Source organism: Pseudoxanthomonas sp. G3, assembly GCF_057654715.1.
The window spans coordinates 2,102,137-2,121,394 of sequence record NZ_CM172805.1 but is presented as its reverse complement, the minus strand read 5'-3'; the positions used below and the strand labels follow the sequence as shown (position 1 = coordinate 2,121,394).

Genomic DNA, 19,258 nt, shown 5'->3' with positions numbered 1-19,258 from the left:
ATGGCTACGCTCAAGGTTCCTGTGACCGACACGGATCACGCACTGGGTTCACGCAGCGCGGCGGTAACGGTGGTCGAGTACGGCGACTATCAATGTCCCCACTGCGCGGCCGCTCAGTTGCCGGTCAAGCAGATCGTGGCGCGCTACGGCAGCCGGATCTGTCTGGTTTTCCGACACTTCCCGCTGACCGAGGTCCATCCGATGGCGGGCGCGGCGGCGGAGGCCGCCGAATTCGCGGGAAGCCATGGGCAGTTCTGGCACATGCACGAGGCCATTTTTGCCAACCAGTTGCGCTTGAGCTTCGATGTATTGATTGCCTTGGCGAGCGCGCTTGGGCTATCCGCCAACGCGCTGCGGATCGCACTGGCGTCGGGAGTCCACTCCAGCAAAGTGAAGGCCGACTTCCTGGGCGGCGTACGTAGCGGGGTGAATGGCACGCCGACGTTCTTCGTCAACGGGATACGTCACGATGCCGGCTATTCGGTGCCGGAGCTCGCCGTCAGCATCGAAAACGCGCTGCTTGCGGCTGCCAGATGAAGCGGCATGCCTGCATCGGGAAATGACAACGATCAAGGCGCTGTACGGAAGCAGCCGCGATGATCGCCGCGTCAGCGAAGCGGCTGACCATCCCATCAAGGAGCTGTCCCATGTCGACGATAACGATTGATACGAAACTACGCAGCGTCACGCCCGCAACCATCGACCGGCTGATGAGGGCGGGTGTGCTGAGGCGCCTGGCATCCCCCCTGGTGTTTGGCGCGGCTCTAGTACTGCTTTCCGCCGGGCCACTCCATGCACAGACGGTGGAACTGGTCGTCGTGGACGTCAAGACGGTGGCCCTCGGTCTACAGGCATCGAAACTCATCGGTATGGATGTGCGCAATGCGGCGGGGGAGAAGATCGGCACCATCGACGATCTCGTCATCCTGCCCGGCGCGCGCATCATGGCTGTCTTGCAGGTGGGTGGCTTTCTGGGGCTTGGCGGTCATCTTGTCGTGGTGCCGTTCCAAAGCCTGGCCATGACAGCGGGCGGCACGCGTGCCTCCCTCCCTGGCGGAACCAAAGAGGCACTCAGGAAGCTTCCGGAATTCCAGTACGGCAAGAAGTGACGCGCCCTCTGGCGGCTCGCGCCGAGGCGTCTGGGGATACATGGCGGGCCGCAGTTGTCCCTTGCGGCCCGCTCCATTCGCAAGAGTCACAGAGACCAGCAATCCTCGTGCAAAGCGAGTAGGCTGCCATCATAGAAATCGACGTCTGCCCCACGGTAAAACACGGCATGTCCGGTTTGGCCGCCTGCGGGGCCCCGTTGCGCGGAATTGCTCTCGAATGGCGCTGCCGTGTTGCAGCGCCTGATGGTCATCGTGCGTCATAGAGGGTAGTCCATTGAATGCGACGCCGCATCGGTTTCACAGCCCGTTCCTCGTGTCCGGCATCACCGCGAGATGTGCTGTTCCACCTTCAATCTCGCGGCGGTGCGTCCGCTGCGATCTGGCGCCCGGATGAGCCGCGGCGCGCACACGGCGCCTTCAGGGGTACCGGAGACGGTCCTCCGCAAGCCAGCGGTATGTTCGCCGTTTTCGTGGAACCCCCAAGCCGGGACGATCGAATGCGATGCGCATGTTCGCAGGATCTGGGGCGTGGACCCCGACGTGAACTTCGATTTTGCCACGTTCCGGCAGGGCGTCCATCCCGAGGATTGGTCGCGCGTGGAAGGCGGGATTGCCCATTGCCTCGACCCGGACGGCGATGGCGTGTACGCCGTCGAGTACCGCGTGATCGGCATCAACGATGGGGTCGAACGATATGTGCAGGCCTATGGTGGAACCGTCTTCGTCGACCGCCAGCCGATTCACTTTACCGGTGCCCTGGTCGAGATCACAGAGAGCAAGGGCAGGCAGGCGCGTCTGGCAGAGAGCGAGCGACGTTTCAGGCTGTTTGCCGAGAACAGCAATGACGCCCTGTGGATCGGCGATGCAAGGAACGAAGGCTTCGACTACCTGAGCCCGGCGTATGAACGCATCTGGGGAGAGAGACGGGACAGTTTCGAGCCGACGTTCACGCATTGGGCCGGAACCGTACATCCCGACGACAGAGCCCGAGCTCTCGCGTGGAGGGCGCTCGTCCATGAGGGGGAGGCAAAGTCGCTCAAGTACCGCATCATCCGCCGCGATGGCGCCATACGCGAGATACGCGATGCCGCATTCCCCATCCGTGATCGGAGGGGCAGAGTCCATTGCGTGGGCGGAATCGCCAGCGATGTTACGCGGACGCCGTCGCAGCAGGTGTACGTCGTCGGCTTCGATCAGGAATCGGCACGGCGCCTGACCCCGATGCTCGAGCACGTGGGCTACCAGGTTCACCACTTCCCCTCATCCCTATCGTTCATGAAGATCGCTGCCGTACTGCGGCCTGGTTGCGTGCTGCTAGACGGCGCTTCGTCGTTTGCCTACACCCTCCCGGTCCTGCAGACGATAAAAGCGGCCTCCGCAGGCATGGGGTCGATCGTGATAGGACGGCAAGCGGATGGCGTCACTCCGGCCGTCGAAGCGATGAAGTGCGGGGCGGCGGATTACCTGGGTACGGATTGCCTGGACGAAACCTTGCTCGCCTCTGTCGCTGCGGTGATACGAGGGATCCACGACTCGGCGGCGACGGATCACGCGGCAGATACCGCAAAGCAGCGTGTTGCAAGCCTTTCGTCACGGGAGCGGGAAGTGCTCACCGGGCTACTCGCGGGCGGTTCGAACAAGACGATTGCGCGGAAGCTCGGGATAAGCCCTCGCACGGTCGAACTGCATCGCGCCCATCTGATGGACAAGGTTGGCGCCCATGGCCTGCAAGAGCTTTTCCACATCGCGTTGGCGGCAGGGTTGAAGATCGAGCCACGATGCATGGTGGCCGCGCACCCGATCAGGGATGCTACGTAGTGAACACACGGATGTCGGATGCAGGGGCAAGGTCTATATTCCCACTTCTCGCCTGCGCACGATGGCACTTCCGAAGCCCACAAGGGCACCTTCGAAGCTCCAGCCCTGCCGCTACTGACGTGGGCGTTCTCGGGCCTGTGGCTCCAGGTCCATGCTGCAACACTCCCCTGATATTTCGGTGGCACGGACATGCGCAGAAAGGCCGCGGATGCTGAGCGTCATTTTGATGATGTCATGGGTGCTCTCGTGCTGGCCGATACTTGTAGCGATCTGCCGCGGGCGCTTAACGAGCTGCGCGCCATTGCCGTCATCGAAACGTGGCAGCGTGAGGCACCTTGCCACTCTCTGACGACGAACGATTGCTCTGGTTGGGTCCTTGCGGGTGCATTGCGGAAGTTCACCATCGCCCAGGATGGTCAGCGGCGAATCGTCGATTTGCTGATGATGGGCGACGTCTTCGGATTGCCGACCGATGCAGCCGCGCAGTACTTTCTCCAGGCGATCACGGATGACACCGTGACCTTGCGGACCACGCGAAGTAGCTTGCATGCGCTCGCGGACAGGTGGCCGGCCATCGAGCGTGTCTTGCGGGATAGAGCCTTCATCGCGATAGCCCGCCTGGAAAAGCATTGCCTGACGCAAGGTTGCAGCACCGCCATCGAGAAGGTATCGGCATACCTGCTGGAAATGCTCGGCCGCTTTCCACCCGCGCAGAAATGCGTGCTAGTGCTGCCCATTTCCCGTTACGACATCGCCGACCATCTCGGAATTGCGGTCGAAACCGTCAGCCGTTCCGTAACAGCGTTGTGCAAAGCAGGTTACATATCCTTGGCCACACCTAGATGCATCACGATCCTAGACATCCGTGGACTCATGAGCGGTTGTCGGCGCAAGAGTACTTGTCTGCATCAACCGACCTTGGGAGTGGTGGCGGGGCGTTTCCGACTGCAATAGCGGGTGAGCGGCGTACGACCAGCCACCATCATTCTGTGTGCGGACTGACGATGCCGGCTGCGTGGCCTGAACGGGCATAGGTCCAGCCAGCGTTTGCAAGATCGTCTTGGCTGGCAGTGGCCCCCGTCTTCGAGGCAGCCAACGGAGCCGCCCACACGCGGCTCCATCTGCCGGCGCTCTCCGGCTTGCCTAGCCAGGCAGTTTTACTGCAAGCACATCGACTTTCTCGATGGATGGGGGCGCGGAGAACAGTTCTCCGGCCTTTGCCATCAAGGCTGCTGCCACCTTTCCGGATAGATGGGCATCCCGGCCGGCATCATCGGGAAAGGCATCAAAAATTCCGAACGTCGTTGGCCCAAGACGAATCCCTAACCACGCGGTCGTGGCAGGCTCCTCCATGACGAGTGGCAAGCCACTTAGAAGAAAGCTTTCAACCTCGCTTTCTTTTCCGGCTTTCGCCTCGAGGCGAACGAACAACGCGACCTTGACCATGAGCTGTCTCCTGCTGGTGCAACGGAACAACGACGCCCACCCTTACCTGAAAGCCCAAGGATCCATTGAGCGGCCCGCCGGGGCCTGTTGGCCGCAGCTGTCTGACAACATAAGCCCGTGACGCGGGCAGAATGTTACGACAGCGAGAAGAACCTCCCGACGAATCAGCCATTCTTTTCAACGCAACGGGCGATGCATTGATGAGATAGTTGGTTCAGGGCCGCAGGAATCCGATCCCATGCCACGCAAGCCCCCACCTCAAGCCGCGATCGACCACGCCATTCGCGTGCGCGGTGCGCGCGAGCACAACCTGAAGAACGTCGACCTGGATATTCCCCGCGATGCGCTCGTGGTGTTTTCGGGCATCTCGGGATCGGGCAAGTCGTCGCTGGCGTTCGGCACGCTCTACGCCGAGGCGCAACGGCGATATCTGGAGTCCCTATCGCCCTATGCGCGGCGCCTGATCGACCAAGTCGGCGTACCTGACGTCGACGCCATTGATGGGATGCCGCCAGCCGTCGCGCTCCAGCAGCAGCGCGGTACGCCGAACGTGCGCTCTACCGTGGGCAGCATCACTACGCTGTCGAGCTTGCTACGCATGCTGTACTCGCGCGCCGGCACCTATCCGCCGCGGCAACCGATGCTGTATGCGGAGGACTTCTCGCCGAACACGCCGCAGGGTGCTTGCCCCACGTGCCACGGCCTGGGCTTCGTGTACACCGTCACCGACGAGGCCATGGTCCCTGACCCGTCGCTGTCCATCCGCGATCGGGCGATCGCGGCGTGGCCGCCGGCCTGGCACGGGCAGAACCTGCGCGACATTCTGGTGACGATGGGCTACGACATCGACAAGCCCTGGCGCGAGTTGCCGAAGAAGGACCGCGACTGGATCCTGCATACGGAGGAGAAGCCGGTGGTACCGGTGTACGCGGGCTTCACTCCCGCCGAAACGCGCGCGGCATTGCGCCGGAAGACCGAGCCCAGTTACATGGGCACCTTCACCGGCGCGCGCCGCTATGTGCTTGATACGTTCGCCCATACGCAGAGCGCGCTGATGAAGCGGCGCGTTGCCCGTTTCATCTCCGGCACGACCTGCCCAACGTGCGACGGTCGACGCCTCAAACGCGAAGCGCTGTCGGTGACGTTCGCGGGCCTTGACATCGGCACTTTGTCGCGTTTGCCGCTCGCCCGTATCGCTGAGGTCCTCGCGCCCGCGGCGCAGGGACGGTTCGAGGAAATGGTGTCCACCACCACTCTCAGCCGTGCTGCGGGGCGCAAGGACATCGCCAGGCGCGTGGCGGCCGGCGGACAGCCGCACACCGGCGGTACCGACGTGCGGCGTACCGCCAACCTGTCCGAGGAGAAGCGCATCGCGGCACAGCGCATCACCCATGACCTGATCGAGCGCATCGCTTCGCTTCAGGCGCTCGGTCTCGGCTACCTCGCACTGGACCGTTCCACGCCCACCCTATCCTCGGGCGAACTGCAACGCCTGCGCCTGGCGACGCAAGTGCGCTCTAATTTGTTCGGCGTCGTCTATGTTCTGGACGAGCCGTCGGCGGGACTGCATCCGGCCGACGCGGAAGCCCTGTACGCGGTGCTGGACCAGCTCAAGGCGGCCGGCAACACGCTGTTTGTTGTCGAACACGACTTGGACACGTTGCGCCGGGCCGACTGGCTGGTCGACGTGGGGCCCGATGCGGGGCTGCATGGTGGGCGCGTGCTCTACAGCGGCCCGCCGATCGGATTGCGCGACATCCGGGAGTCGCGCACGCGGCGTTACCTGTTCGACACAATGCCGGCCCCGCCACGCACACCGCGTCAGCCGTCGGGTTGGCTCGAGCTCGTTGGCATCCACCGCAATAACCTGCACGGCCTCGGTGTGCGAATTCCGCTCGGCGCCTTTACCGCCGTTACCGGTGTGTCCGGCTCGGGCAAATCCAGCCTGGTGAGCCAGGCGCTGGTGGAATTGGTGGGCGAGCATCTGGGCCACGAGCCCGTCGTGGAGGAGCGAGCCGACGACATGCCATCACCGGACGAACTGGTGCGTACCGCCGGCCACCTCGGCGCGGGCGTCGACGCGATCCGCCGTCTGGTCAACGTCGACCAGAAACCGATCGGACGCACGCCGCGCTCGAACCTGGCCACCTACACCGGCCTGTTCGACCACGTGCGCAAGCTGTTCGCGGCCACGCGCACCGCGAAGGCGCGCCGCTTCGGCGTGGGCCGCTTCTCCTTCAACGTCGCGCAGGGCCGCTGCGCGACCTGCGAGGGCGAAGGCTTCGTCAGCATCGAGATGCTGTTCATGCCGAGCGTCTACGCGCCGTGCCCGACGTGCCACGGCAAGCGCTACAACGACAAGACGCTCGAGGTCGAGTGGAACGGGCGCAACATCGCCCAAGTGCTGGAGATGACAGTCGAGGAGGCGTTGTCGTTCTTCGCCGACGAAGCGCCCATCCAGCGCTCGCTGGCCTTGCTGCACGGCATCGGCCTGGGTTATCTGCGCCTCGGGCAGCCCGCGACTGAACTGTCCGGCGGCGAGGCCCAGCGAATCAAGCTGGCCACCGAACTGCAACGCAGCCACCGCGGCGATTCGCTGTACGTGCTCGATGAGCCGACCACGGGGCTGCACCCCTTTGATGTCGACAAACTAATGGTGCAACTGCATGGGCTGGTCGACGCGGGCAACACCGTGGTCGTCGTCGAGCATGACATGCGGGTCGTCGCCGACTGCGACTGGATGATCGACGTGGGGCCGGGTGCGGGGGAAGAGGGCGGTCGCATCGTCGCCGAGGGGACGCCGCGGGACGTGGCCGTTGCCGGCATCGGGACAACCTCGCGCTATCTGCGGGGCACGTTGTCCTGACGCTGTGAAGACTGGACCATTCCGGTCGCGTGGTACCGAATCGCCTGTACTACCGATGCACAGGCAATGTTGGCGCCAGCGCTGATTGCGCAATCGACGCACATGGCTGCGGGCGAGGAGTGCGGGACATCAGCGATCATGGCCCCGTCGGGGCAGCAGGGATGGGTGTCGAACGCGGTCCCGACGCTATTCTGGAACCAACACCACCGACGTCGCCCCGAAGCCCCCCCACAACGCTTGCGCGATATCGGCGTGGACTGCGATTACGCCCTCCTTGGCGCTGCAAGGCGCGAACACCGCCACCTTCTGCGTCGCGTCCACCAGCCAATGTGGTGTCGCGCGGATCGACTGCTCGACTACCTCGATCCGGTGCGGCACGTTCCCATCCCGGTCATCGGGGTCGAACCGATAAACGGGCCCGCCATCGTCGATCGAGACATGGCCGGACGGAGCGAAACGCGCCGCCTTCAGTGCCGCCTCCAACGGCGCGTACTGTGCCGCCGCGCATTCGAGGCTCGACTGACCGGAGGGAGCGAGCAGTGACACCAGGACCGGCTGCTGCGGCAGCAGCGACGCGATGCCCGATCGCCAGTCTTCGATCCCCAGCCGGGCGATGGCGTCCTGGCGATCGCCGTCATAGAAGTGCCTGCCGAAGCTGTCCCAGAACGGCGAGCGGCCCGCTTCCGTCACCCCGGGGAGCGCGACGATCACCGCCGTACGATCGCCGTCCCCGTCGCCGATGTCCATCGAGGGCGCCAAGGCCAGCACTCCCCGTAGCAGGCAGGTCAACATCCCCGCGGCCTCGTGCGGTTCCAGATCCGGTTTCCACCACACGTCCTGACACTGGCTCGCCCCGGTGAAGTCGCTGCCGAGCACCAGCATGCGGTCACGACGATGGAGGCCGAGTGCGGGTGCCGAATGCACCCTCGTGCCCAGGTAGAACCAGTAGGCGGGCTTCTGCTCGCCCACGCGTAGCGCCACCGTCAACGAGGCCAGCGGCGCCTGCCATCCGGTCGCTCGGTCGTGGGCTTCCAGGTCGGCCCGCCACTGCCGGCCCGAGCGGCCGGGGCCGCTTTCGAGCGGCGTGGCGCGAACACGCAACAGTGTCATGGGCGATCCCTCCGCACGCAGGAGAACGGGGCGGCAAGCAGCGGCGAGCCCGCAACGAGTTGCAACGCAGCGATGCTTCGAGGGTCCAGACGTGCGTGACGGCCCTCCACCGATCCGTTGGCCACGGTCGCCCGGAACGCGGCACGCTCGCCATTGCCGACCAGCAGTGGCGCTGCAGCAGCTCCTGAAATGCCGGCCAATGGCCCTTGCAGCGTGGCGTCCACATGACTCCCGACCGACTTCAGCGAAGCCAGGCGGGCCTGAGCAATGGGGCCGGCATCGAAGATGTCGACATAGGTGTCGGCCTCCATGCCTTCGTCCAGCAAAATCGAGAACGGCAGCGCCGCATCGGGGTGCAGCTGACCGATGGCCCATTGTGCTTCTTCGGGCAACAGCGGGACATAGAGCGGCGATGCAGGCATCAGCTCGGCGATGAAGGACTTACTGCGACCCTCGGCCACGCGCTCGGCGGCAGGGTAGTCCATTCCGAAGAAGCGCCGACCGACCGCGTCCCAGAACGGACAGTAGCCCGACGCATCCGCCAGTCCCGGGCTCTCGGCCGCGATGCGGTCGGAGAAGTCCCGCGCATTGCCCAGGATGAATAGCAGTCGCGCGCGCGAAAGCAGGTCGGCGGCGACGCTGTCGTGGTACGCCGGCAGCAGGTAGTACGAGGTCAGCAGTGTGACCCCCGTGAGGTCGTGGCAGGGATGCAGCGTATGGATGCGGTTGCGGGCATTCAGTCCCGTGCTGCGATGCACGAGGAACTCGCTGCGATAGGTGTAGAAGGGCTCCGAGAAGCCCGCGCGCGCGGCGATGCCGCTGACGCCCACGACCTGCCCGCGCTCACGATCCTCCATGACGAACAAGTAGGTCTCTTCGCCGCTGGTGTCTTCGCTGGAGAACGCATCGAGCGATCGTTCGATCCGGAGCGACAGCGCGTCGCGGTCGTGTGGCAGGGTGGTCAGGCCGAAAGCGCTGGCTTCGGCGAACGCCTCCAGCGCATCCAGGTCGCGGGGTTCGCTGGGGCGCAGCACGTAGCGTCCTGCCTGATCGTCAGCAAGCGGAGTCATGGGTTTTCTTCAAGAGGAGCGGAAGAGGGCGCAGTCCTCGCGCGCCAGGCGTGGGCGCGCAGACTGCGTTCATCGCGTGGGGTGTGGCCGAAGTGGCTGCGATAGGCGTGCGAGAAATGCGCCGCCGAGGAGAATCCGCACTCCAGCCCGACCTGGAGGATCGAATGCGGGCTCTCCCGCAGCATCTGCCGTGCGCTCGCCAGTCGCTGTTCGAGGTACCAGCGGGAAGGCAAGGTGTCGACGTGCTGCTTGAACAGGCGTTCGAGCTGGCGGCGCGACACGCCCACCAGGTCGGCGATGTCCTGCGTGGACAGCGGTTCGGACAGGTTCGCCTTCATCAGCGCCATGGCTTCTTCAAGCCGCGGCGAGACGCGTGCGGCGGTCGGCGCCGCGTCGACGGGCAGGCCGGCCTGCAGTTCCTCGCTGCTCCGCAAGCGCTCCAGGCCAAGTCGGACGAGCAGGCCACCGACGAAATCCGCGTCGTGCTGGCCCTGCAGCCACGCGATCATCATGTCGATGCTGGCGGTGCCACCGGCGCAGCTCATCCGGGTGGCATCCAGGCAGTAGTAGGTATTGACCACGTCATGCCGGGACAGCTCGGACGCGACCGTGCCTGCGTGCAGTACCGACACGGTGAACCGATGTCCCTGCATCAAATGGGCCTGCGCAAGCCACAACGCGCCCATATCCAGGCCGCCGAACCAGGCGCGGCTCGCCATCGGCGACAGCAGTTCGCGCAGGCGGGGCAGCCGCGCATCCCCGTCGCGCGGTGGTTCGGAGGCGATGACCAGCACGCCGGCCAGAGCCGTGGAGGCCCAGGAAGGATCGGGCAGGGCAGAAGGCCATGCGGCCGAGCTCGATGGATCCTCCGTGGCCGGCAGGTGCAGGAGCACGGTGGCGTACCGGTCCTCGCCCAGTTCGGCGTTCGCGGCGCGCAGCACGTCGACGACGCCGGCCACGGGCAGGCGCGCGCAATCGCCCAGCGTCAGGATTCCCACCTGCACGCTCATCACGTCGATCCCGGCAGATGCCGCGTGCGCGCGCGGCGCAAGCGCGACGCCAACAGCAGGAAGTCCTGGATCAAGAGGGCGCGCACGCAGGCGATCGATGGGAGGAAGGAAACAGGGACATGTGGGCGCGATACCCGCAGGCGGTCATTCTGGGACCCCGTGCCACGGACCGTAAAGAGGTTGCGCGAACCTGACCGGCGCGATGTCCAGATACACCTGCGAAAGCGTGTAGCGCTCGCCGCCCCCGCCAGTGGTCAGCCAGCCCCGCGTTCCCGCTCCCTTGTAGAGGTGGAATTCAAACCCGAGCGCATCCTCGGGTGCCGCCCCGGGGGCGAACGCCAGACCTTTCACGTGGTCTGCCCTGCCATCGAGCAGACGCGCCATCGCCGTGGCCAAGGTGCCATCACCCAGCATGTCCGGGTAGAAGGCACCGGTCGTGTAATAGGGCGAATAGCCGGGTTCCGCCGGATCCAGCAAGCGTCCTTGCAGCTTGTCCTTCGCCGGATACGGTCGTCCGTCCGCAAGATCCAGGCGATCACCGCTTTCCAGATACGTCACCCGTGCACCGTGGATGCCGAATGCGCCGCCGCTGCCCGCGTCCTGCGCTGCCGTCAGATCGACGAACACGACACCGGCGCTGCCCACGACCTCCACCTGCCCGGCATGGATGATCGCGGCCGTGTCCTCTTCCACGCCAAGGCCTCGGGCGATGCGACGCGCCTGCATCACCGGCAGCAGGCGGCCGATGCGGCCGCGGCGAAGGAAATGCTGGTCGACGAACAGGTCGGGACCCACGAATCCCAGGCCACGGTCGATCTCGCGCCCCCATCGCATCTGCCCTCGCATCACCGGCAGGACGTCTTGGGCATCGCGGAACATCACCCCGCTCATCACGGCCGCGCCAGCGGATGTACCTGCCACGACGCCACCGCGCCGCATCAGGCGCCGGATCGCGTCCAGTACCGGGGTCGCGCGCCCGTCGGGCTGCAAGATGGCGGTGATGCGCTCCTGCGCCCCGCCCGCGAAGAACACACCGCTGGCGCCCTCAATCTGGTCCACCGCGTTCCCTGTCGTATCCGTGCTGTCGTTACCGGGACGTCCCAGGACGACAGGCACATAACCCGCGCGCGCACCATGGGCCTGCAACGCGGCGACGATCCGGTCCGCAGACGCCTGCGGGGTCTCCGATGCCATCGCCAGTACGACGAAGCGTGCCTGCCTTCCGCCTGCCAGTGTCACCAGCTTCGACCACACCGCGTGGTTGTCGTCGCGCAGCGCGCCTCCGATGGGGACGACATAGCCTTCGGAAGAGGGGCTGGAAGACCCCGCGTTTGCCGGGTGTGGAACGCCGGACAGTGCCACGAACAACCCCCAGGCAATCCAGGCCTGCCACCACCACGCGCGCGAACCCATCTTGCCGGCCTCATCTCGATCAGGAATGGCAAAGCATTGCATCCGGAGCGCCGGCCTCCATGCGCGACCCCGCGCCAACAGCGCATGCACGCTAGTCCATGTCGCTTTGACGATAGTCGTGTCGTCATACCGACGCTTTTTTCATGTCAGCGACACCGCTGTCGCACACGCGACAATGGTGCGTAGCACCACGCTCCGTCCGCTCGTCCACCCCGTACATTCCGCTCCCAGTCCGAGGCGACACGCACCCGTGTTCGCAGCGGCCCTTTCAGACCACCGGGGAGAGCGGATGAGCGGATTGAACACTGGCCGGGCGTGTAGTCGCCGGCGCTATCGCATGAAATCGACGTGGGTCCTGGCCGCCATGTGCAGCGCGATCCTGCAGCAGGCGGCCATGGCCCAGGAGGCCGCACCTGCGTCCGTCACCTCGCTGGACTCGGTGAAGGTGACCGGCTCACGTATCAAGCGGGTGGATGCCGAAACCGCGTTGCCGGTGGAGATCATCAACCGTGAGGAGATCAGCAAGCGCGGTGTCACCACCGCGGCGGAACTGGTCAAGACGCTCACCGCGAACACGGCGCCGGTGGGCGATGGCGCCAGCATCACCGACAGTACCTCCGGCCAACGCGGACTCAACGGCGCCAATCTGCGCGGGCTCGGCGTATCGAGCACGCTCATTCTGCTCAACGGCCGCCGTCTGGCGAACTTCGCGTCGCCCGGCGACAACGCCGGCGTGGACCTCAACACCATTCCCGCCGGCGCCATCCATCGGGTGGAAGTGCTGAAGGACGGCGCGTCGGCGCTGTACGGCACCGATGCAATCGGCGGCGTCATCAACTTCATCACGCGCACCGACTACCAGGGGCTGGATCTGTCCCTCACCGCCGCCGACACGCAGCACGGCGGTGCCGACAAGCAGACCGTCACGCTCAGCGCAGGCCACGGTGACCTCGACCGCGACGGCTTCAATTTCTTTGGCGTGCTGGACGTGCAGAAGTTGGGCGCATTGCGCTCGGGCCAGCGCGACTTCATCGCCGAACGGCCGTTGGCGACGACGCTGCCCGCCCTCATGTCCAGTAATACGTACCCAGCGAACGTCGATATCAGCACGGCCCAGCGCAACGCATTGATCGCCGCAGGCCTGTTGCCCGCGGGGACGACGCGTACGCGCATTAATCCCAGTTCGCCGGGCTGCAACCCGCCGGCAACCGTCTATGCGCCGCAGGGGCCGGGTGGCCCGGTGGCCTGCAGCTATGACTACATGCAGGACACGGAAATCTATCCCGAAGCGGACAAGCTCAGTTTCCTCGGTCGCGGCACCGTAAAGCTGGGCGATGATCATCGCCTGTTCGGCGAGCTCACCTACACCCAGGCCGAGACGACCTACGTACTGAGCCCCAATCCGCAGCGCATCCGCAATCTGCCGGTCGCGATCCTGCCCGAGCCATACCGGACCGCGCTCACCGGCGTCGGCCTGCCGACGACATTCAGCGGCATCCGCTACCGGATGACCGAGGCAGGCAACCGCACCAACGAGGTGACGAGCGAAGGCCTGCGTGTGCTGGTGGGCGCCGAAGGGCGCCTGGGTGAGTGGGACTACGACGCCGCACTGCTGTACAGCGTCAATGAAGTCGACGACAAGTACGTGGATGGCTACGTGCTCTACGACGGCTTCGAGGCCGGCGTACGCAACGGCACCATCAATCCGTTCGGTCCATCCTCGGATGCGGGCAGGGCGCTGATCGAGAGCCTGAAGGTCAACGACGTGGCCCGGCGCTCGAAGGGGACCTCGCAAGGCGTCGACTTCAACCTCTCGCGGACCCTGGGCACGCTTGGCGGTGGCGATCTCGGCGTGGCGGCTGGCGGCGAGTTCCGCCGCGAGTCACAGCAGTTCCGTCCGTCCGAATTGCTGTTGAGCAACAACATCGCAGGCGATCGCGACAGTAGCGGACTGGCGACCGACCTGGCACCGACAGACGAAGCGCGCAACATCGGCTCGGCCTATATCGAATTCAGTGCTCCGTTCAGCTCGACACTGGAGATGCAGGCTGCCCTCCGCTACGACCACTACAGCGGCGGCGTTGGCTCCACCGTCAATCCCAAACTGGGCCTGCGCTGGCAGCCGCACGAAGACTGGCTCATCCGCGCCTCTGCGGGCACCGGTTTCCGCGCGCCTTCCCTCAACGATCTTTACCGCCCGACCACCTACGGCACGGCGTCGAGCTTCCTGACCGATCCGCAGTGCGTGGCGGCCGGCGACTCGATCGACAGCTGTACGGACCAATGGCCGGTCGAGCGCCGCAGCAATCCCGACCTGGATCCGGAACGTTCGCGCCAGTTCTCGGCAGGCGTGGTGTACGCGCCTTCGACCGCGTGGAGCGTCGGGCTGGACTACTGGAACATCCGCAAGAAGGATGTCATCAGCACGCTGGGCGAGCAGATCATCGTGGAGAGCCCGGACAAGTACGACGGCACCTACATCGAACGCGACGCCGACGGGTTCATCACCAACATCCTGCTGCAGAAGGAAAACCAGGGCGAACTGCGCACGTCGGGCATCGACCTGAGCCTGAGCCTGCGCGGTCGCGAAGCAGGGTGGGGGCGCCTGGGCCTCGATGTGTCCGGTACCTACATCCTCGAATACGACCGCCAGTTCGGTCCGCTGGAGCCCTTTCGCAGCAACCTGGGCGTGTTCCTCAACGACCAGGTGATCCAACGCTGGCGCCATCGCATCGGTCTGAACTGGGATCGCGGTCCCGTGGGCTTGACCCTGTCCAACAGCTATTCCTCCTCGTACCGTGACCAGAACACGACGTACGACCCGGTGTCGGACGAGTTGCTGCCCAGCCGGCGTGTGAAGGCCTACTCGCTGTGGGACCTCACGGGCAGCTGGCAGGCCAGCGATGCACTGCGTATCCGTGCAGGGGTGCTGAATCTGCTGGACACCGATCCGCCGTTCTCCAACCAGGCGTACTACTTCCTGGCGGGCTACGACCCGACGTACACCGATCCCCGCGGACGGTCCTTCTACGTGAGCCTGGACTACAGGTTCCGTTGAAGCATGCCAAGGCAGCGCCCGGCCCATGCCGGTGCGCTGCCGCGGTGTCTGGACGTGACGCATGCGATCCCTCACGATGCGGGCATCCGGCTCCCGCTTTCTTTACGACGTCTCGGCCGTCACACGCGCCGGGGAGATCCGATGACCGAAGCCCACCCCGACCATCCGCGCGGGATCAATACGCTGGTGCTGCTGTTCGTGATCGTCAGTGTGCTGGCGTTGGCCGCGCCCTGGTTGCCGACCGGGCGATTTCGCGCCGGCGAGCCGATCTCGCTGGCCAGCTTCGAGTACGCAGCGCCCGACAGCGCGCTGGCGCTGTTCGCCAGCGGAGACGGCGTCGGCTTCCTCAATTTCCTCTTCCACGGGCTGACGTCGGGCAATGCGACCTCGGCCGCCGTGGGCGTCATCGCATTGTTGTTTCTGGTCGGCGGCGCATTCGCCGTGGTCAGCGCCACGGGCGCCGTCGACCGTGGCCTGGTGCGCCTGGTGCATGCGACCGGCGGGCGTCCGGCGCTGCTGCTGGGATGCCTGTTCGTGGCGTTTTCGCTGGGGGGGGCCGTGTTCGGCATGGGCGAGGAGACGATCGCCTTCCTTGCCCTGCTGCTGCCGCTGATCGATCGCCTCGGACTGCCGCGCGAAAGCGCGGTGATGTCCACCTACATGGCCAGCCAGATCGGCTTCGGTACGTCCTGGATGAACCCGTTCAGCGTGGCGGTGGCGCAGGGCATCGCGCAGGTGCCGCTGCTCTCCGGGGCGCCGTTCCGGATGGCGATGTGGGCGATCTTCACCGTGGTGGGCGCGGCCTTCACCATCCACTACGCACGGCGCCATCGCCATGAGGTGGCGCTCGCAGACCGCGACAGCGTGGTCAGCGCGCCGATGAACTGGGCGGACATCGCGATTCTGGCGGCCGTGCTGGCCACGGTGGTCTGGATCATCTGGGGCGTCACCGCGCAGGGCTATTACCTGCCGGAAATCGCCGCGCAGTTCTTTACGCTGGGCTTGGTGTGCGGTCTGATCGCGTGGATCGATGGACGCATGAACCCCAATCGCATCGCCGAACTCTTCACCGACGGCGCGCGTCAGCTGGTTCCCGTGGCTCTGGTGATCGCCGCGGCCAAGGGCATGTTGTGGTTGCTGGGCGGGGCCGATCCGCATTCGCCTTCGGTTCTGAACAGTCTGCTGTACGCACTGGCGACGATGATGGAAGGCTGGCCCGCGTTGCTGGCGGCCGAGGGCATGTTGCTGGTGCAGTCGGTCTTCAATTTCTTCGTCACGTCGGGGTCTGCTCAGGCCGCGATCACCATGCCGCTGATGGCCGGGCTGAGCGACCTGGTGGGTGTCTCCCGGCAGGTCGCGGTGCTCGCCTTCCAACTGGGGGATGGAATGACCAATCTGCTGATACCCACCTCGGCCGTGCTGATGGGCGTGATCGGCGTGGCCGGGCTGACATGGGCGCGCTGGATTCGTGCGATCTGGCGCCTGGCGTTGATACTGCTGGCGTTGTCGATCGGCACTGTCGCCGTCGCCGTCGTCGTGGGGTTGCAATGACCGAATTGGTACTGATCCGCAATGCGCAGGTGTGGTCGCCCGCGCCCTTGGGTCGACGCGACGTGCTGCTGGGCGCGGGCCGGGTGCTGGCGATGGAACCCCAGTTGGCACCAGGCATGGCGACCACCACCATCGAGGCCGATGGGGCCTTGCTCTGTCCCGGGTTGATCGATTCGCTGGTGCACCTGTCCGGGGGCGGCGGCGAAGGCGGATTCGCCACGCGCACGCTGCCGCTGGCGACGGCGGAAGAGCCGCTTCGTTCGGGCGTCACCACCGTGATCGGCGCACTGGGAACGGACGACACCACCCGGACCCACGTGGACCTGTTGGCCTGCGCGCGCGCACTGCGGCTGCAGGGCCTCAATACCTACATTCTCACCGGCAGCTACCAGACGCCACCGGTCACCCTGACCGGCAACGTACGGCAGGACCTGATCGTGGTGCCCGATATCATCGGCGTGGGCGAGATCGCCATCGCGGATCATCGTGGCTCACAGCCTACGGTGACGGAGCTGGCGCGGATCGGTGCCGATGCGCGTGTGGGTGCCATGCTCGCCGGCAAGCGCGGCACGGTTTTGATCCACGTGGGCGATGCCAGCGATGGACTGGAGTTGTTGCATGCGGTCAGCGATGCCAGCGCCGTGCCCGTCGGCCAGTGGCACCCGACGCACATCAACCGCAGCCGCGCATTGCTGGAGCAGGCACCGGCGTGGCTGGCCCGCGGCGGCAGCGTCGATCTGACCACCAGCACCACGCCTGCGTTGCTGGCGGCAGGAGACCTGCCGGCCGCCTCGGTGCTGGCCGAATTGCTCGCCGACGGCGTGTCCGCAGCGCAGATCACCCTGAGTTCGGATGGGCAGGCGAGCCTGCCCCTGTTCGACGCGGCCGGTACGCTCGTGGACATCCAGCCCGCGCCCATTGCCAGCCTGTTCGAGGCGATGCGCGAAGCCGTGCTACGACACCAGGTAGGCCTCGACGTAGCGCTGACCACCGTGACGCAGACGCCGGCCGCGGTGTGGGGCCTGAAGCGCAAGGGCGAGATACGGGTGGGCGCGGATGCCGACCTGCTCTTGCTGGATCCGGACTCACTGGAGGTGCGCTCCACCTTCGCCCGCGGACACGCGCATCACTGGCGCTCGCCTTCGAACCGGATCTAGCGGACGACGGAGCGTGCCGTCATCCGCGGTACGTCGCCAGGTGAATGCTGGTTTCCGACGTCTGGATGCCCCGTAGCAGGCGGATGCGTTCGAGCGCAGCGGACAGCTGCTGCAGGCTGCCTGCGCGCAGCTCCGCCAACAGATCCCAACGGCCATTCGTGTCGTGCAGGGTCGACACGCACGGTTCGCCAAGTAGGGCGGCGATGACGGCACGGGTCTCGTTGCCGTCCACCACGATGCTCATCCACGCGCGGATGTCGTCCGGCTCAGCGTCCGGCCGCAACCTGACCGTATACCCGCCGATGATCCCTTCGCGCTCAAGTCGCTGGAGCCGATTGGTGACGGTACCGCGCGACACCTTGAGCCGGTGGGCGAGGGTGGCCACGCTCGTGCGTGCGTTGCTGCGCAGAAGGGCAATGAGCTGGGTATCGATGGAGTCCATGCGGGTTGACGTAATGGCAGCGCAGGCCGCCATTATGCGAGACCAGCACACAAAAACTTTCGTTTCTTGGCATTTCGATTGGCGCGAAACGTCGCCACGATGACGGCCTCGCCACCGCCATCGGACACCTGCCATGACCGCCGCTTCCCGTACCGCCACCCGGTTCCTCAGCGCCGAGCGCACCGCCCATCTGCTCCGCGAGGCGGGCATGCCCGACGTGATGGAGACGCTGGCCGGCTACATCGCAGAGGACTTCAGGCGTTGGCCCGACTTCGACAAGTGCGCACGCGTGGCCAACCATTCGCCCGACGGCGTGATCGAGCTGATGCCGGTAGCCGATACGCATCGTTACGCGTTCAAGTACGTCAACGGACACCCGAAGAATGCGCGTTTCAACTTGCCCACCGTCATGGCCTTCGGCGTCCTGGCCGATGTCGATACCGGCCTGCCGCGATTGATCAGCGAACTGACGCTGATGACGGCGGTGCGGACGGCGGCGATGTCGGCACTGGCGGCACGCAGCCTGGCCAAGGCCGGAAGCCGTCGCATGGCCCTGATCGGCAACGGCGCGCAGAGCGAATTCCAGGCGCTGGCGTTCAATCGGCTGCTGGGTATCGACACCTTCCATCTGTTCGACACTGATCCGGCCGCCACGGACAAGCTGGCCGCACACTTGGACGCGCTGGGTCTGCACGCGATGCGGTTCGACTCCACCGCCGCCGCCGTCCGCGGAGTCGACATCATCACCACCGCCACGGCCGACAAGGCCAATGCCACCATCGTCACGCCGGAGATGCTCGAGGCGGGCATGCACATCAATGGGGTCGGTGGCGATTGTCCGGGCAAGACCGAACTGCATGCCGAAGTCCTGCGCAGGAGTCGCGTCTTCGTCGAATACGCACCACAGACCCGGATCGAGGGCGAGATCCAACAGATGCCGGAGGCATTCCCGGTCACCGAACTATGGACGGTGCTGACCGGCACGTCGCCCGGGCGGACACGTGACGATGAGATCACGGTGTTCGACTCGGTGGGTTTCGCGCTGGAGGACTATTCCGCGCTGCGCTTTCTCGCCGATCTGGCGGACGCCTCTGGCGTGGCGGACACGATATCGTTGATCCCCGACCTTCCGGACCCGAAAGACCTGTTCTCGTTGGTCGCGTCCTCGGGCACCGGCACGTTCAGCCAGGCGAACCTCGCCGCATGAG

The 19,258-nt window shown here is 65.6% G+C and carries 15 protein-coding genes; 9 read left to right on the top strand and 6 right to left on the bottom strand.

The window, feature by feature from the left end; all coding sequences use genetic code 11:
- The 4 genes from AC23D6_RS10065 to AC23D6_RS10050 all read left to right on the top strand — a co-directional run bounded on the left by AC23D6_RS10065 (position 1) and on the right by AC23D6_RS10050 (position 3,881).
- Positions 1-537: a DsbA family protein gene (locus AC23D6_RS10065; RefSeq protein WP_487749145.1), complete on the top strand. Its 537-nt coding sequence runs from the start codon at positions 1-3 to the stop codon at positions 535-537.
- A gap of 110 nt (positions 538-647) precedes the next feature.
- The gene (locus AC23D6_RS10060; protein WP_487749144.1) at positions 648-1,109 is read left to right on the top strand and encodes a PRC-barrel domain-containing protein; all 462 of its coding nucleotides are present in this window, start codon (positions 648-650) and stop codon (positions 1,107-1,109) included.
- A gap of 528 nt (positions 1,110-1,637) precedes the next feature.
- Positions 1,638-2,927 carry a PAS domain-containing protein gene (locus AC23D6_RS10055; protein ID WP_487749143.1) on the top strand — a complete coding sequence of 430 codons (1,290 nt, stop codon included), beginning with the start codon at positions 1,638-1,640 and terminating at the stop codon, positions 2,925-2,927.
- A 189-nt stretch (positions 2,928-3,116) separates the two neighbouring features.
- A complete protein-coding gene (locus AC23D6_RS10050; protein WP_487749142.1) occupies positions 3,117-3,881 on the top strand; it encodes a helix-turn-helix domain-containing protein in 765 nt (254 codons plus the stop codon).
- 189 nt (positions 3,882-4,070) lie between these two features.
- Here the strand turns inward: AC23D6_RS10050 and AC23D6_RS10045 are convergent, their stop codons facing one another.
- Positions 4,071-4,373, bottom strand: a complete 303-nt coding sequence (locus AC23D6_RS10045) for a putative quinol monooxygenase (RefSeq protein WP_487749141.1) — start codon at positions 4,371-4,373, stop codon at positions 4,071-4,073.
- Positions 4,374-4,611: 238 nt separating this feature from the next.
- On the opposite strand from AC23D6_RS10045, the gene AC23D6_RS10040 reads away from it, so the two are divergent.
- A complete protein-coding gene (locus tag AC23D6_RS10040) occupies positions 4,612-7,239 on the top strand; it encodes an excinuclease ABC subunit UvrA (protein ID WP_487749140.1) in 2,628 nt (875 codons plus the stop codon).
- A gap of 186 nt (positions 7,240-7,425) precedes the next feature.
- Here AC23D6_RS10040 and AC23D6_RS10035 read toward each other — a convergent pair whose 3' ends face one another.
- From AC23D6_RS10035 to AC23D6_RS10020, 4 genes are all read right to left on the bottom strand, one after another.
- Positions 7,426-8,349, bottom strand: coding sequence for an arginine N-succinyltransferase (locus tag AC23D6_RS10035; RefSeq protein WP_487749139.1), 924 nt, complete (start codon positions 8,347-8,349; stop codon positions 7,426-7,428).
- Entirely contained in the window at positions 8,346-9,419 is a 1,074-nt protein-coding gene (locus AC23D6_RS10030; protein ID WP_487749138.1) for an arginine N-succinyltransferase, read from the bottom strand. The genes AC23D6_RS10035 and AC23D6_RS10030 overlap by 4 nt, the downstream gene beginning before the upstream one ends.
- Positions 9,416-10,429, bottom strand: coding sequence for a GlxA family transcriptional regulator (locus AC23D6_RS10025; RefSeq protein WP_487749137.1), 1,014 nt, complete (start codon positions 10,427-10,429; stop codon positions 9,416-9,418). The genes AC23D6_RS10030 and AC23D6_RS10025 overlap by 4 nt, the downstream gene beginning before the upstream one ends.
- A 144-nt stretch (positions 10,430-10,573) precedes the next feature.
- Positions 10,574-11,884 (bottom strand): cyanophycinase, encoded by a 1,311-nt coding sequence (locus AC23D6_RS10020; protein WP_487749136.1) that lies wholly within the window; start codon positions 11,882-11,884, stop codon positions 10,574-10,576.
- Between the two features lie 295 nt (positions 11,885-12,179).
- Between AC23D6_RS10020 and AC23D6_RS10015 the strand changes: the two genes are divergently transcribed.
- The 3 genes from AC23D6_RS10015 (at position 12,180) to iadA (ending at position 17,608) form a co-directional block, all read left to right on the top strand.
- Positions 12,180-14,900, top strand: coding sequence for a TonB-dependent receptor (locus AC23D6_RS10015; RefSeq protein ID WP_487749135.1), 2,721 nt, complete (start codon positions 12,180-12,182; stop codon positions 14,898-14,900).
- A 141-nt stretch (positions 14,901-15,041) separates the two neighbouring features.
- The gene (gene yfcC, locus AC23D6_RS10010; RefSeq protein WP_487749134.1) at positions 15,042-16,451 is read left to right on the top strand and encodes a putative basic amino acid antiporter YfcC; all 1,410 of its coding nucleotides are present in this window, start codon (positions 15,042-15,044) and stop codon (positions 16,449-16,451) included.
- The gene (gene iadA, locus AC23D6_RS10005; protein ID WP_487749133.1) at positions 16,448-17,608 is read left to right on the top strand and encodes a beta-aspartyl-peptidase; all 1,161 of its coding nucleotides are present in this window, start codon (positions 16,448-16,450) and stop codon (positions 17,606-17,608) included. Before yfcC ends, iadA begins: the two co-directional genes overlap by 4 nt.
- Positions 17,609-17,627: 19 nt before the next feature.
- On the opposite strand, the gene AC23D6_RS10000 is transcribed toward iadA, so the two are convergent.
- Positions 17,628-18,050: an Lrp/AsnC family transcriptional regulator gene (locus tag AC23D6_RS10000; RefSeq protein WP_487749132.1), complete on the bottom strand. Its 423-nt coding sequence runs from the start codon at positions 18,048-18,050 to the stop codon at positions 17,628-17,630.
- Positions 18,051-18,183: 133 nt separating this feature from the next.
- Between AC23D6_RS10000 and AC23D6_RS09995 the strand changes: the two genes are divergently transcribed.
- On the top strand, positions 18,184-19,257 hold the full coding sequence (locus AC23D6_RS09995; RefSeq protein ID WP_487749131.1) for an ornithine cyclodeaminase: 1,074 nt from the start codon (positions 18,184-18,186) through the stop codon (positions 19,255-19,257).
- Position 19,258 lies beyond the last annotated feature (1 nt).